Source organism: Streptomyces sp. NPDC091209 (assembly GCF_044757755.1).
In the GTDB taxonomy this organism is placed as follows: Bacteria; Actinomycetota; Actinomycetes; order Streptomycetales; family Streptomycetaceae; genus Streptomyces.
The window spans coordinates 194,409-208,642 of sequence record NZ_JBIVVR010000008.1 but is presented as its reverse complement, the minus strand read 5'-3'; the positions used below and the strand labels follow the sequence as shown (position 1 = coordinate 208,642).

The window sequence follows — 14,234 nt, the reverse complement described above, 5'->3', positions numbered from 1 at the left end:
GGGTGCACTCATTTCTCTTACGGGCAACGGTCGTACGTCGGTCTGTTCAGCTCTGCGCGACAGCGGCGTCAACTGCGACCGGGGCGTGGACGGCGGGGTCCTGCTCCGGCAGGTTCCATCGCCGCTACGTCTGCCGGGTGGCCTGGGCGGCGGCGCGTCGCCGTGCCCCGGCCACGACCGGCGACGACGACAGCGCTCGCGAGAGACGCACCATCAACTGCGGTTTCGAAAGGGACTGCAGCGCCCCCGCCCTCGCCGGTACCTGGACGCTTTCGTTGTGGACGACGTGCACGCGGGCCGCGGCCAGCATCGCCGCCTCGGCGACCAACGCGGCCTGGTGGGCAACTTGCCCGGGTACGCCGTCAGTTGCGGGCGTCATCGGCGTCATCGGCGTCATCGGCGTTGCGCGGAAGGGTTGCACGACCGCACCGGCCGTCGACCGCAGGAACGTTCGTACTCCTGAAGTACCGGCAGCGGCCGAGGACGCCACAGCCTCTGTGTACGCGGTCGCGCGCACCTGGTCGTCAAGATAGGGCGAGCAGGCCAGAACGCCGTCCCAGATCGCGATCTCCTGACGGGCCAGGCGTACGACGGGCGGATCCCACCAGCGGATGATCCCCTCCGTCGGCGTCCGCAGCGTCCGCATCTCCGCCCACAGGGGCTTCAGCAGCCGGTAGCGCCGCCAGGCACGGAGATTGTCAACGGCCGGCGGCCCGACCCTGGGTACGGCGAAACCGCAGGCGCAGGTCACGCCGGCGAGCATGACCAGCGGTGGGGAGACGTCGGTGGAGAGGAAGTCCCAGTCGACGCCTGCCCAACGGGCCGCCATGGCGGTGTACTTGGCGACCTGGTAGCCCGCGTCGAACGTCAGGCCGACGACGAGCAGGACCAGGCCGGCGCGGGTCACGCCCCGCACCTCCCGGAGCCAGTTCACGCTCATGGCCGCGAGGGCGACGGTGGCGGCGGTGTGCGCGACCATGTACAGCACGATCATTTCGCGCATGTAGGGCGTGTTGGCGTAGTAGGTGTCCAGATCCCGGGCCCGTTCCACGGGCACGTCCGCCTGGGCGAACAGGACCCAGATGCCCGCGATCACCAGCCCGTACACGGCCAGCACGAGCCGGACGCCGCGGTGTCGGGTATCCGGCGGCCCACCCCTCCAATTGACCATCAGAACGAGGTAGGCCGCGCTGAGCGCGGTCATGCCCGAGTAGACCAGTGGGGCGCTGAAGTTCGCCACGCCGGTCGCGTCGTTGACGAACCGGATCGTCGGCGGGGCGGACAGGATGCACGCGGACGACCCGGCCAGAAGGATCGCGCTGCTCGACGCGATGAGCGAGTCGCGCCAGACGGCCGTGCCCGCCGACAGTTTCAGCCCAGCGGCAAGCAGGAGGACGACACCGGGGATGTAGAAGACGACGCCGCTGTCCACTAGGCCGTCGCTCCTTCGGGGGCGTGCGCCGGACTCGGTCGTCCCGTCGGCGGTCGGCCGGGTGCGACCGGGCAGGCGGGTAACGCGAGGTGGAGGGTGGAGAGGGTCATGCCCGGGTCCCTTCGTCGACTGCGGCCGCGGCACGTGCTGCCGCGACGATGGGGGACGAACGCAGAGCACGTGCCACACCCACCAAGGTGGCGCGCGTGGAGAGACCGGCACAGGGGTCGAATCCGTTGCTCGGGGACGGAGCGTCGTCGGACCGGTTGTGTACAGCGGCAGTGATCATCGCCGCGAGGCCGATGTGTGAGGCGTCCTCGCCCTCGAGGCCCGCGGACCGGGCCGCCGTCTGCGCGCGCGAGCGAACCCGGTCGTCGAGATGCGGGCGGACGAGGTTCAGTCCGTCCTGAATACCCGCCTCACGCTGGGTGAGCCGCACGGCGTACGACGAGTACCAGGGGATGGGGGCGACGAGCCGGCTGTGGGGGGAGGCGCTGCTGAGCTCATGCCACAGCGGTCCAAGCCGCCACCAGGTGACCACGCCGTGCCACAGCCGGACCATCCGCGGTCCCAGCAGCGGCACCGTGAACCCGACGGTGGCGATCGTGGCGGCCAGGCCCACGAGACCGGGCGCCAGGAGGGTGCTCAGCACGTCCCAGTCGTTGCCGGTCCACCTCGCCGCCACGGCGATGATCTTGAGCGTGCTGAACGAAAGGTTCAACAGCCAGGCCGCGACGAGGAGCCACAGTCCGGCCCGTAGCCATCCATGGACCTGCAGCGCCCAGCGCCAGCACAGTGCTGTGGTGGTCACCGCGGCGGTCATGTGGCCGAGCAGGTACAACGCGATCATCTGCCCTATCCAGGGCGTGGTGGCGTAGTAGGTGTCAAGATCTGTACGCCGCTCGACGGAGGCGTTTCCCATGATGAACAGGACGACGAGCAGCGCGATCAGGACGGTGTAGCCGATCTGCCAGCGTCGGGCCACACGTCGTACACGGCCGGTCGGCCCTCCGCGCCAGTGAAGAATCAACAGCAGGCAGGAGGCGCTGTAGGCGCTGACGATGGCGTAGTCGAGGGGAGCGGCGAGATTCGGGATGCCGCTGGCATGGTTCACGGCCGCGACGGTCGGCGGCGCGGCGAAGACGAATCCGGCACCCCCCAGGAAGATCACCCAGCAGACCGACCGGATCAGCGGGTCACGCCAGGTTCGCACCAGATCGGGCAGTTTCGCCGCGAGACCGGCCCACAGGGCAAGCGCGGGTATGTAGTAGGGCGAGGCGTCCACGGGTCAGGCCTTGGACCGGCGGTGTCCCAGTGAAGCTCCGATCCGGCCCGCGATCTGGGTCCGGTCCGCGGCGGGACTGCCCGGTTCCCCCTCCAGCCAGATCCGCAGATGCGTTACCGCCCGGAGGGCGAAGGTCTCGGCTTCCTGCTCCGAGCGCTCGTGGAATTCGGTACGCGCAGCCGCGGCCCGCACCGCCTCGTGGAGGTCGGTCCGTTCGTTCAGGGCCCGTTCCGCGACGGAGACGCCCGCCGCGTGTTGCCCGCAATCCCCCTCGATCATGTGCCAGATCTCGTGGCAGATGATCGCCAACATATGGACGGGCGCCGCACGCTTGTCCACCACGATGATGTCGTGCTCCGGCATGTCGAGCCACAGGCCCGTCGCAGTGCGGTGCGGGAACTCTTCCTTGAGGAGGATGACCGGACGGCCCCGGATTTCGGAGACCCTGTCGATCAGCGCGGCGAACAGGGTGTCCGGGGTCGTCGGAACGGGCGGTTCGAGTCCGTCGGCCAGTCGGCCGATCAGCTTACGCATCTCCTTGGCTTTGCCTGTACGCACTGCTCTCCCCGCGAAGCTCAGCATGAGCGCCGCCGCACGGCGCCCATCGTAACCACCTTGCCCGAAACACCCAGCCGAAGAAGTTCACGGCTCGTGCCGACGACTCGATCGCTCCCGGCGGGTCACGCGTCCCGCCCATCCGGTCATCAACTGGACTTCATCCTAGGTAAGTTACTGTGCTCGCGCGGCCAACTCCCGTAGTCCGCACGTGTTGCGCAGCCGGACCCGCCGATGGGCCGAGGGACGGGGCGCAGAGTCCCCGGGGTGGCGGAGACGCCGGGTCCGGCTCGGGCGGCGGTCCCCTCAGCCCCGCAGATACCCCAGCACCGACCGCACCGCGCGTTCCACCGCGCGGGCCGCCTGCTCGGTATGGTCGGTCGTCTCGAAACCGTGGTGGCCGCCTGGTACGTCGATCACCTCGACCTCGGCGTCGCACTCCTTGGCGGTGGCCAGGAACTCCTCGACCGTCACCGCGATCTCCGCGCGCTCCCGTTCCACCCGGGTCACCACGATCGGCAACCGGCCCGCGGTCCGTACCGCGACCGCCGGGCGGAAACGGGAATCGACGAGCGCCCAGTTCGGCAGCGGTGCGAGGACCGGATAGGTCGCCGCCACACACCGCAACCACGGTGGGGGCGCCGCCAGCCAATCCGCCGACAACAGCCCGCCGGCGGAGAAGAACCACAGCGCCACGCGGTCCTCATCGACGCGCGGATCAGCCCGTACGAGATCGACCGCTTCGGCGAGGTCGTCGGCGGCCCGCCCGTAGTCGGCGAGATCGTGCAGCCGATGGTCCAGTGTCACACCGACCGCTCCCATACCCGCCACGCAGCGGGCGTAGCCGATGAAGCCCGGCCAGTCGCGTGGAGTCGGCCGCACGTCGGGGTGGACCGGGCCGCCGTGGACGAACACCACCGCCGGCCAGGGACCCTCGGCTTCGGAGCGGTCGCCGGAGAGACCATCGGAGACGCCCTCGGGGACGCCATCGGGGAGGTGCAGATCGACCCGCCCGATCCGCTCGCGACGTTGCTCCGGCACCTCCATGAGGAACGGGCGGAGGTGCGACGGTGGTCCGCTCGCCGCGGCGCTCACCCGGTGCCCCTCTCCCGCGGCGGCCCGGAGCAGTATCCCGGCCACGTCGTCGGCGCGGGAGAGCATCGGCCAGTGCCCGGTGTCGAGCTCGAAGAAGCTCACCCGAGGCTCGGCGAGGGCCTGGAAACGGGGGTCACCCAATCCCACCAAGCCCTCGACCATCGCGATGCTCGAACCGTTCCCGGTGCACAGGACGCCGGTCGACGGCAGCGAGGACACCGCACCCGACAGGCGGAGCGGCTGGGTCAGTGTGCCCACCGGCTGCGGGACGGCGTTCTCCGCCAGCCGGGCCAGGACGGCCGACGGGAGTCCTGCGACGCTGCCCCAGCGCTGCCACTCCTCACGTGACGGCGGAGAAATCCGCCAGTCGTCCTCGGACGCACCGGCACCGTGCAGAAGACGGTCGCGGACCTTGTCGTCGGGCACCAGGGCCAGGGCCCGGTCGCCGTGCTGGGGCGTGCCGGCATCCAGGTGGACGATCCGGGCGATCCGCTCCGGACGCCGGTCGGCCGCGCCGAGTACCGGATAGATGCCGTAGCAGTGACCGACCATCACCACCTCCGCCGCGTCCACCTCGTCGATCGTCCGCAGCACATCGTGGACATGCGTCTCCAGGTCCGTGTCGGGCCCCGCCGCCGGGCCGCCCTCCTCCATGCCGGTGAGCGTCACGGGATACACCTGCGCCCCCGACTCCCGTAGCCGGGCGGCCACTTCCCGCCATACCCAGCCGCCGGTATGGGCGCCCGCCACCAGGATGAATGCCGTCATCAGCGTCTCCTCGCACACGATGGTCCGCGGAGCCGGCCGTACCGGAGCTCCGCGCTCGCCGGTACGGTAGGAACTCCCCCTGAGGGAGGTTCAAGCCCGTGTCCCCCGACACCATGTGGAGCATCGGAGAGCTCGCCGAGCGCGCGGGCGTCACCGTCAAGACCGTCCGCTTCTACTCGGACCAGGGTCTGTTGCCCGAAGGCGCCCGCAGCGGCGGCGGCCACCGCCGGTACGGCCCCGAGGCGCTCGACAGGCTCCATCTCATCCGCTCCCTGCGCACCCTCGACCTGCCGGTTCCCCAAGTAGGACGGGTCCTCGACCAGGAGGACACCCTGGAGGACGTCGTCGCGGGGCAACTGCGGCAGATCGGCTCCCGGCTCACCGCTCTGCGCTGGCAGGAGGCGGCCCTCCAACTGCTCCAGGACTGCGCCCCCGAGGAACGTGCCGAGCGGCTGCGGCTGATCGGCGCCGTGTCCGTGCCGCCCAGCACGGCACCGTTGGCACGCTTCTGGCGGCGCTGGCTGCCGCCGCGGCTCCCGGCCCGCCTCGTCTCCGCCATTGTCGAACACTCCGTCCCGCAGCTCCCCGAAGGCCCGACGCCGGCCCAGGTGCTGGCTTTCACCCGGCTGCACGCCTTCGTCTCCGCTCCTTGCCCCGGCACGGGCAACGGCCAGCCCGCGGCACACCGGCCCGACGGGGGCCGTCCCGCTGTCCTCTACGACGGTCTCGTCGAGGCGTACGCGCTGGCATCGCCGCACCTGGTGGCCGAGCGGACACCGCACGAGGGCGAGGCACTCGACTGCTTCGTCTCCGCCTACGCCCGCTCACGCGACACGCGGGACACGCCCGCCTTCCGCCGCCGACTCAGCGGGCAACTGGCCGCGGACCCCCGTATCGACCACTACTGGAAACTCACCGCCGAGCTCTGCGACACGCCACAGCCGACCCCCGGCGCCACCCACGACTGGCTCTGCACCGCGCTGGACAACCAGATCGCCCGCTCGGCGGACTGAACCGGGCGGTTTCCGGTGGCTTTCCCCGTGGTCGGGCAAGCCACCGCCCCGCGTCGGATCCCGGCTCGCGGCTCCCGGACGCACAGGTGAAGCGACAGGCTCACGGGCCCGGCATCCTCCGGATGCCCGAGCCTCAGGGAGCCTCGCCGCTCAGAACGCCCACCGCGTATGGGTGTAGACCCCGTCGTCGCGGCCGAAGCCGTACGCCGTGGCCGGGGCCACCCCGAACACCGTCACGTCCCCTTTTCGGAACCCGTCCCCGATCCCGTGGAAGGTGCCCTCGGGCGAGGTGATGTGCGATCCGTACTTCGCCTCGTACGCCGCGATCACCTTCTCCAGCGTCGCCGGATCGGCAACGTGCTCCGCCCTGCCCTCGATCACGAGGTCGAGCCCCTCGGTGAGCGAGTTCCCGCCCGTGGTCAGCGCGCAGTGACCGTCGCGGGCGAGGTTCTTCGCCTTCTGCTCCCCAGGGCCGGTGGAGAAGTACAGCACCCCGGCGTGCCAGGCGGCGATGACGGGAGTGACGTGCAGCCGACCGTCCGGCCGCACCGTCGACAGCCAGAAGATCTCGGCGCTCTCCAACTGCCGCTGCGCCTCGGCCCACTCGGTGGCGGTGACGTCCGCGGCACCTGGACGCGGATTGACAGCGGAGCTGTAGCGGGGATCGAGCTCGGTGGTGGGTAGCTCCACGGGTTCCTGCGTCGGCATGGCGGATCACCCTTCCTCTCGCTGATAACGACCGGCCGCCCGCCCCGAAATCATCGCTGCGTCGGCTGCTTTTCTGCCAGCTGACGCGGCTCGCCCTGCGTTGATGGTCCGGACCGGCTCCGGAATGTGCGTCCGTCCGGGATGCGTCCACGGTGAGGGGGTTCGTGCCGTCAGCCCTGCACAGCGCCCTCGGGAAGAGCGGGCACACGGCCGGGTCAGGAACCGACGACGGCGTTCAGCCCGTAGTCCAGCTCCGAGCCGTCGACGAGCACTGCCTCGACCGTGCGCGTACGAGGGTCGATGTCGGCCACGATCCCGTCCCCCGCGTAGCGCGGGTAGCCCGTTTGGCCCGTCTCGCCGGTCGCTTCGACGACCGCCGATCGCACAGCCGAGTCCTGCGGGGAGGCCGCGCCCGTGTTCTCGAGGTATTCGGGGACCAGCAAGACGGTGAACCGCTGAGACTCGGTAGCCATGGTCCGCTATTTAAGTGCCTCTCCCGGCGCCCGTAGCGCAGGCGCACGGTAGGTCTTTCGCACACCGGATCCATCGGTAGGAACGGGCGGCTTGTTGGTGCCGTTCTGAACGCGTTGTCGACGCGTGGGTCGGCCGAGCGGGCGATGGCAGGGGGATGCGACGCGTCACGGGGGAAGGCATCGACCATGCCGCCGAGCTGGGCGCCGCCCGAACCCACGACGGCGTCTCCGTTCCGGACGGGCGCTCGTCGTACCAGCGGTGCTGCTCTGTGCCCGAGCGGCGGCAACCGTTTCCGCAGACGGTCGGCCCCGCGCCGACCGTCGAGAACAGATGGGCGAAACGTGAAGCGCAGGACAACGGAATCAGGAACGCGCGAAACGTCGACCGGTGAGGGCCGCAGGGGACGCTGGGCCCGGCGGATCGCGGCCACCGCAGGGGTCTTCGTGCTCTGTGCACTGCCCACCGGACCGGCGGGCGCGACACAGGAGGATGGTCCCTCACCGGCCAGACCGCCTCTGTTCGTGTCCGACTACGGCAACGACCGCGTCGTGAGATCGCCGGCGAACGGGGATGGTCAGACGACGGTGCCGCTCAACGGCGTAGTACGTCCGACCGGCCTGGCGTGGGACACCGCCCGTGAGCTCTACGTCTCCGACACGGGCAACAACAGGGTCGTGAAGCTCGAGTCGAGGGGCGGGGAGCAGGCCACCGTCCCCACCGTCGGCCTGTCACGCCCCTTGGGCCTCGCCGTCGACGCGCATGGCAGCCTCTACATCGCCGACAGCTTCAACGACCGCATCGTGAAGGTCCCCTCCGACGGCAGCGGCCAGACGACCGTCCCCACCACGGGACTTCTCCATCCCTGGGGCCTGGCACTGAGCACCGGCGGGGACCTGTACATTTCCGACTTCGTCAACAACCGGGTGGTGAAGGTTCCCGCGGACGGCAGCGGTCAGATCACCGTCCCCGCCGTCGGCCTGTCCCAGCCGACCGGTCTGGCGCTGAACGCCGCCGGGGACCTGTACATCTCGGACAGCGGCAACAACCGCGTGGTGAAGCTGCCCGCGGACGGCGGTACGCAGACCACGGTACCCACCACCGGTCTGAGCGATCCGCTGGGCCTCGCCCTGGATGGCCGAGGCTTCCTCTATGTGGCCGATGGTCTCAACAACCGGGTGGTACGGGTCAGCGAGGCCGGCGGCGGGCAGGACACCCTTCCCGCTTCCGGCCTCAACACCCCGACCGGTCTCGCGTTCCCGCCGATCGACAACCGGCCCTCGGGCACTGACGACCACTAAGGAAGGAGCGGGCTGCCGACGCTGCCGGGCCGGATCGGATCGGGTCGGGAGCAGAGCCCAGGCGCCGGTGTGGTGGCCCGGTTCCTGCTCCGGACCCGGCCCCTGATACCGACCGGTGCAGCACCTGGGCGTCGGCGCGCGGCCGAGGGCGTCATGATCCGTCCGGTACGGAGGCGGTCACGGCCTGGAGCGGTGTGGGCCCGGTGTGGACCTCGGGGACGGAACCGCGGCGTAGTTCCGGCGTCTTCGCGCCGACCCAGACGACCGCGAACAGGCAGAGGAGCCCGCCGCTGACCAGGGCGGTCGCGCCGGACGCCCAGCCGGCGACGACGCCGCCACGCAGGTTGCCGAGGTTGGGGCCGGCCTGGCCGACGATCTGCTCGGCCGCCGTCACCCGGCCCAGCAGGGCGTCCGGCGTGTGGGTCTGCACGATCGTGCTGCGCGAGATCACCGAGACGGCGTCGGCGGCGCCGGCGAGGACCAGAAGCCCGAGCCCGGCCCACGGATCGTGCGTCAGACCGAAGCCCGCCAGGGCCAGCCCCCAGATCCCCGCGCCGCAGAGCATCACCTGCCCGGGACGCCCGAGCCGCGTGACCCGGCCCGACAGCGTGGACGCGGCGATGCCGCCGACGGCCAGTGCGGACAGGAACAGACCGAGCGTGCGTGGACTGCCGCCGAACCGTTCGGCGTTGACCAGCGGGAACAGACTGGTCGGCATCGAGAGCACGGTGGCGGCCAGGTCGGTGATCAGGGCGCCGCGTACCGCTCGGTGCCCGGCCAGGAAGCGGAGGCCGTCCAGCACCCCGTGCAGCCCGGCCCGGGACGGTTCACCCGAGGGAGGCAGAGCCGGCAGTCCGAACGCGCCGTAGAACGCGAGCCCGAAGGACAGGGCGTCGACGAGGTAACAGGGGCCGATACCGACCCAGCCGAGCAGGATGCCGCCGAGCGCCGGACCGGCGAGCATCATCGCCTGACCGGAGACCTGCTGGAGCGCCAGCCCGGCCGCCACCTGGTCCTTCGGCAGCAGCCTCGGCACGAACACGCCCGCCGCGGGACCGCCGACCGCCGAACAGCAGGACTGAGCGGCGACCAGGCCCAGCACGCCCACCACCGGGACGTGCCCGGTGAAGCCCTGCACCGCGAGCAACAGGGAGACGGCCGCCTGGCCGACGGTGGCGAACAGGAAGATGCGCCGACGGTCGCCACGGTCCGCCCGTGAGCCGGCGAACAGCCCGAACACCACCATCGGCAGCGCCTGCGCCAGCCCCACCGCGCCGGTCCAGACCGCGCTGTGCGCCATGTCCCAGACTTGGTACATGACGGTGACCATGGTCATGAAGCTGCCCAGCACCGACACGGTCCGGCCGATCAGCAGACGCCTGAAGACCGGGGACGTACGCAACGGCCGGACGTCGATCAGGGTTCGGGCGAGACTCATGAGGGACGGCGGGATGCGCGGGGGTGGTTCACGTCGCGCAGGGTAACGGGCGCGCCCTGGCCAGGGCGAATCGTTTTGGCCTCAGCCCCCGCCGTGGCCGTCGCGGTTGCCGTCGCCGCTCTCCGCGCGGAGTCGGCCCCGCTGCCGGGCCCGGCGCCCGCAGCGGTGGCCCCGTGGCCCCCTTCAAAAGCATCGAGCACGACGAGGAACTGCGGCGCATCGGCCGAGGCAGACTCACACGGCTCGTCCGATCCCACCGATGCCCGCTCCGGCAGACGGACGCACCGCGTCAGTGCGACCGACGGCGGGCCTGCCTCACCTCCCGGTCGACCGCCCAGACGTCGGTGACCGGCCCGAGGTGGCCGAGCTTGTCAGGATTGATCACCGCACGGATCGCCTGGATCCGCCCGTCGAGCACGTCGAGGGCGAGGATGTGCAGGATCTTGCCGTCCCGGGCGCGGAAGATCGCACCGGGCTGGCCGTTCACCTCGTGCGGTTCGCACGTCACATCGATCCGGGCCATCAGAGGGAAGACGGAGGCAAGCAGCCGGGCGACGTTGTCGGCCCCGCTGACGGCCCGGGCCAGCTGCGGGGCCTTGCCCCCGCTGTCCCCGACCAGTTGTACGTCGGCGGCCAGCACACCCCGCAGCGCCCCCACATCACCGTCCCTCAACGCGTCGAAGAACCGCGCCGCAAGTTCCTGCCGCTCCTGACGGTCCGCCTCGAACCGGGGCCGCCCGGCCTCCATGTGCCGCCGTGCCCGCACCAGCAACTGCCGGCACGCCGCCTCCGAACGTCCGACGGCCTTGGCGATCTCGTCGAACCCGAACGCGAACACCTCCCGCAGGACGAACACCGACCGCTCGAGCGGGCTGAGCCGTTCCAGCAACAGCAGCGCCGCCATCGACACGGAGTCGGCCAGCTCCGCCGAGCGCTCCGGATCCTGGTAGGGATCGTTCAGCAGCGGCTCGGGAAGCCACGAGCCCACGTACTCCTCCCGCCGTACGCGCGCGGAGCGCAGTACGTCGATCGACACCCGCGTCACCGTGGCGGAGAGAAAGGCCTTGGCCGACGTGGGCGCGGTCGTCGAGCGGTCGAAGCGGAGCCAGGTCTCCTGCACCGCGTCCTCGGCCTCACTCACGCTGCCCAGAATCCGGTAGGCGATCGAGAAGAGCAGCGGTCGCAGCTCCTCGAACTCCTCGACCTTGTCCACGGCGAGTCCCTCTCTCTTGGCCCGGCGTCGGCAACTCTCCTGGCCCGGGGTCGGCAACCGGGCCTCGAACCCGATGCCGGTGCCGTTCAGTGGAACTGTCCGGGCTCGTAGTCGCCGGCCGGCTGCTGGGTGATGATGTTCAGCCTGTTCGCCGAGTTCATGAAGGAAACCAGGATCACCAGGGCCGTGAGCTGTTCCTCGTCGTAGTGCTTGACGGCGTACGCCCACACCTCGTCGCTGACGCCCTTGGCCGCGTCCGCGACCCTGGTGCCTTCCTCCGCCAGCGCCAGCGCGGCCCGCTCGGCCTCGGTGAACACCGTGGCCTCCCGCCACACCGCGACGAGGTTCAGCCGTACCGAGGTCTCGCCGGCGGCGGCGGCCTCCTTGGTGTGCATGTCGACGCAGACGGCGCATCCGTTGATCTGGCTCACACGCAGTGCCACCAGTTCCTGCGTCGCGGCGGGCAGCGGCGAGTCCTTGAGCGCCTTGCCGGCCGACATGAAGTACTTGAGGGCCTTGCCCGCGGTCGGGCTGGCGAAGTAGTTCAGCCGCTGATCCATGTTGGAGCTCCTCGGTCGTCGTCAGTGGTTGTATCCCTTGAGACGAGGTAGCCCGGTTCCCTGTGACATGAACGAAGGCGACCCCCATCGCATCACCTCGGCGCGCGGGGCGTGCGGCGGTCGACGGAGCACCCATCGTCCTGGACGGTCGTGCCGCTGGTTAACCTGCCCGGATGTCACCGTTGTCGCTCACCCCGCTCCGTTTCTCCCCGGAAGAGATCGCCGAGGTGGTCGGTCTCTACGCGAGCAACCCGGAGTACTGCCGGGCCGCGGGCGAGTACGATCCCGAGCGCATTCCGGCCGACAGGGTCGAGGCGGATCTGCGGGAGGAAGCGGAGACCGAGGGCTGCGAGGTCCTGCTCGCCCGTGACGGGCAGGACCGGATCGTCGGCTTGTTGTGTCTGCTCGACCGTCACCCCACCGACGGACATCCGTGGATCGGGCTGCTGCTGGTGCACGGGAGTCTGCACCGGCACGGGTTCGGCCGACGGTTGGCCGGGCTCGTAGAGGAACGCTTTCGCCGCGACGGCAGGGAGGGCCTTCGGCTGGCCGTCCTGGAGAACAACCCCGCCGCGTTCGCGTTCTGGACCTCCCTGGGCTGGCAGGAGATCGACCGTCGAACCGACATCCAGTACCGGCGTCCCTGCATCGTCCTGCACAAGCGACTGGTCTGACGGGCGGGCCGCTCCCGCCGAGCTCAACGGCTGGAGGCCGCTGTCGGCCGACGGTCCCTACCGGGAAGCGGGTTGCGTCGAGCCGCAAGCCGGTCGCTGAGAGCCGACGACCGAACGCTCTCGCTCTCTCGTCGCGGTGTCAGCGGAGCGCGAACGACGCCCGCTGCCGCCACCGCGATCCGTCATGGACCATGAGATCGACCGACGACACATCGACCAGGACGGGAAGCCGGCCGCGAAGGTCGGCTTCGGCCTCGTCCAGGGCTGTGTCGTCCGGTGCCTGGGCGATGGTCAGATGCGGGACGATGTCATCGAACTGCCCGCCGAACGGCGGGGTTTCGGGCCACCGACTCACGATGGCCTCGGTGAGCCGACGAAACGGCGCGTCCGGTTCAGGGGCGAGATACAGAACCCCGGGGAATCGACCGAAGTGCTCGAACCGGGCCTCGAAGGGGTGATGACGCCCGATCACGCCATCGATGGCGGCCAGGGTGTCGCTGTCGATGCGGCTCTCGTCGAGAAACGGGAAAAGCACGGTGACATGCGCCGGGACCCCCGCACGGGCCGACGGGTCCAGCCGGTCCCGCCACGCCCGTACGACAGGTTCCAGTTCAGGGACCCTCACGACCAGTCCTGACTGCCCTGCCTGAGATGCGCCGGAGTTGTCACCTGCCATCGCACCTGTCTACCAGCTCGGTCACCGGGTGCAGAAGGCCACGACCGATCGTCTCTGCCAGCGGGGGCGGAAGGCCCGGCCCGATCGTCGAAGCCGGGCCTTGAGGGAATTCACGCCGATCGCCTGGATCGCTTGCCCTCTCGTGGGGCCGGTGTGCGCTTCGCGTGTCACGGCCGCAGGCCCGCCTGCCTCAGGGTCACCTTGGACAGGTCGGCGATGACCTGTTGGTCTCCGCGCCGCCAGGCGTCGGCGAGGCCACCCGGCGGGGTGGGGACCGCGGCGAGATCGCGCTGCCGTCCGGTCAGGGCGCGCAGGGCGAGCAGGTCGGCGCCTCCAGGGGCGTCCAGGAGACGTCGGGTGGTGGCACTGCGCCGGATCCAGTGCAGGCGAGGAGGAAGCCACAACAGCAGGACGAAGGCCACGGAGAGCACGATCAGGGCGATGGCGGCCAACGTGGCCACGCGGCCCACCAAGTCCGCCAACGATTGACCGGCGTCGGAGAGACCGGTGGCGGCGTCGGCCGCGGACAGGAGCGGCTTCTTCAGGGAGCCTCCGACGAACGGCACCTTCGAGGCCGCGTCGCCGGCGTCACCGAGGCCGCCGGCGAGGCTGTCGCCCGCGCTCTGGGCCTTCCGCCCCGGCTCGGCCAGCAGCAGGATCGCGTCGCGGACGGCCAGGGCGAACCACACCGCGGCCGCGATCAGGGCCACGGCGATCAGGTCGGCGAGTACCTGACGGCTCCGGCGCGCTGGGGTCTGGGCGTAGAGGCGCATGAGTGTGCTCCTGTTCCGGCGAAGCCATCGAACCGGGCCGGCTCCCGTCACGTGAGGTGCGGCGATCGTGATGGCGAGGCTCGGCCGGTCGCGTGCGTACGTGGGACTCGAGGCGGGTTGCGAGGCACGGGTGTCCACGGCCCGTGAGGTGATGCGGAGCGGTCGAGAGGGGCGGTCCAGGATGCCGATGGTTGCCACGGGGGTGGGCTCGGAGCGGTTCTCCGGGCCATGGTGACATTCCGTCAGAGCTCCTACCCGTCTTTCGCGAAGTT

At 70.6% G+C, this 14,234-nt stretch carries 14 protein-coding genes; 3 read left to right on the top strand and 11 right to left on the bottom strand.

Translation table 11 applies throughout. The annotated features are described in order from the left end of the window. Positions 1-124: 124 nt before the first annotated feature. From ACIQRL_RS24330 to ACIQRL_RS24315, 4 genes are all read right to left on the bottom strand, one after another. On the bottom strand, positions 125-1,432 hold the full coding sequence (locus tag ACIQRL_RS24330) for a DUF6545 domain-containing protein (protein WP_401334920.1): 1,308 nt from the start codon (positions 1,430-1,432) through the stop codon (positions 125-127). A 106-nt stretch (positions 1,433-1,538) separates the two neighbouring features. Continuing rightward, positions 1,539-2,717: an MAB_1171c family putative transporter gene (locus ACIQRL_RS24325; RefSeq protein ID WP_401334917.1), complete on the bottom strand. Its 1,179-nt coding sequence runs from the start codon at positions 2,715-2,717 to the stop codon at positions 1,539-1,541. Positions 2,718-2,720: 3 nt separating this feature from the next. Beyond that, positions 2,721-3,299 (bottom strand): toxin-antitoxin system, toxin component, encoded by a 579-nt coding sequence (locus ACIQRL_RS24320; protein ID WP_401334916.1) that lies wholly within the window; start codon positions 3,297-3,299, stop codon positions 2,721-2,723. A gap of 279 nt (positions 3,300-3,578) precedes the next feature. Beyond that, positions 3,579-5,135, bottom strand: coding sequence for an alpha/beta fold hydrolase (locus ACIQRL_RS24315; protein WP_401334913.1), 1,557 nt, complete (start codon positions 5,133-5,135; stop codon positions 3,579-3,581). A 98-nt stretch (positions 5,136-5,233) separates the two neighbouring features. On the opposite strand from ACIQRL_RS24315, the gene ACIQRL_RS24310 reads away from it, so the two are divergent. After that, positions 5,234-6,148 (top strand): MerR family transcriptional regulator, encoded by a 915-nt coding sequence (locus ACIQRL_RS24310; RefSeq protein WP_401334910.1) that lies wholly within the window; start codon positions 5,234-5,236, stop codon positions 6,146-6,148. 150 nt (positions 6,149-6,298) lie between these two features. Here the strand turns inward: ACIQRL_RS24310 and ACIQRL_RS24305 are convergent, their stop codons facing one another. Continuing rightward, positions 6,299-6,856, bottom strand: a complete 558-nt coding sequence (locus ACIQRL_RS24305; protein ID WP_401334908.1) for a pyridoxamine 5'-phosphate oxidase family protein — start codon at positions 6,854-6,856, stop codon at positions 6,299-6,301. Between the two features lie 215 nt (positions 6,857-7,071). Next, positions 7,072-7,329 carry a hypothetical protein gene (locus tag ACIQRL_RS24300; RefSeq protein ID WP_401334906.1) on the bottom strand — a complete coding sequence of 86 codons (258 nt, stop codon included), beginning with the start codon at positions 7,327-7,329 and terminating at the stop codon, positions 7,072-7,074. 549 nt (positions 7,330-7,878) lie between these two features. Between ACIQRL_RS24300 and ACIQRL_RS24295 the strand changes: the two genes are divergently transcribed. After that, positions 7,879-8,628 (top strand): hypothetical protein, encoded by a 750-nt coding sequence (locus ACIQRL_RS24295; protein ID WP_401334905.1) that lies wholly within the window; start codon positions 7,879-7,881, stop codon positions 8,626-8,628. 151 nt (positions 8,629-8,779) lie between these two features. Here ACIQRL_RS24295 and ACIQRL_RS24290 read toward each other — a convergent pair whose 3' ends face one another. The 3 genes from ACIQRL_RS24290 to ACIQRL_RS24280 all read right to left on the bottom strand — a co-directional run bounded on the left by ACIQRL_RS24290 (position 8,780) and on the right by ACIQRL_RS24280 (position 11,839). Beyond that, positions 8,780-10,066, bottom strand: coding sequence for an MFS transporter (locus ACIQRL_RS24290; RefSeq protein ID WP_401334902.1), 1,287 nt, complete (start codon positions 10,064-10,066; stop codon positions 8,780-8,782). A gap of 289 nt (positions 10,067-10,355) precedes the next feature. Then, on the bottom strand, positions 10,356-11,279 hold the full coding sequence (locus ACIQRL_RS24285) for an RNA polymerase sigma-70 factor (protein ID WP_401334899.1): 924 nt from the start codon (positions 11,277-11,279) through the stop codon (positions 10,356-10,358). Between the two features lie 86 nt (positions 11,280-11,365). After that, on the bottom strand, positions 11,366-11,839 hold the full coding sequence (locus ACIQRL_RS24280; RefSeq protein WP_401334897.1) for a carboxymuconolactone decarboxylase family protein: 474 nt from the start codon (positions 11,837-11,839) through the stop codon (positions 11,366-11,368). A 173-nt stretch (positions 11,840-12,012) separates the two neighbouring features. Between ACIQRL_RS24280 and ACIQRL_RS24275 the strand changes: the two genes are divergently transcribed. Continuing rightward, positions 12,013-12,513, top strand: coding sequence for a GNAT family N-acetyltransferase (locus ACIQRL_RS24275; RefSeq protein WP_401334895.1), 501 nt, complete (start codon positions 12,013-12,015; stop codon positions 12,511-12,513). A gap of 139 nt (positions 12,514-12,652) precedes the next feature. Here ACIQRL_RS24275 and ACIQRL_RS24270 read toward each other — a convergent pair whose 3' ends face one another. Continuing rightward, positions 12,653-13,138: a 2'-5' RNA ligase family protein gene (locus tag ACIQRL_RS24270; protein WP_401334892.1), complete on the bottom strand. Its 486-nt coding sequence runs from the start codon at positions 13,136-13,138 to the stop codon at positions 12,653-12,655. 218 nt (positions 13,139-13,356) lie between these two features. Continuing rightward, entirely contained in the window at positions 13,357-13,962 is a 606-nt protein-coding gene (locus ACIQRL_RS24265) for a hypothetical protein (protein WP_401334890.1), read from the bottom strand. Positions 13,963-14,234 lie beyond the last annotated feature (272 nt).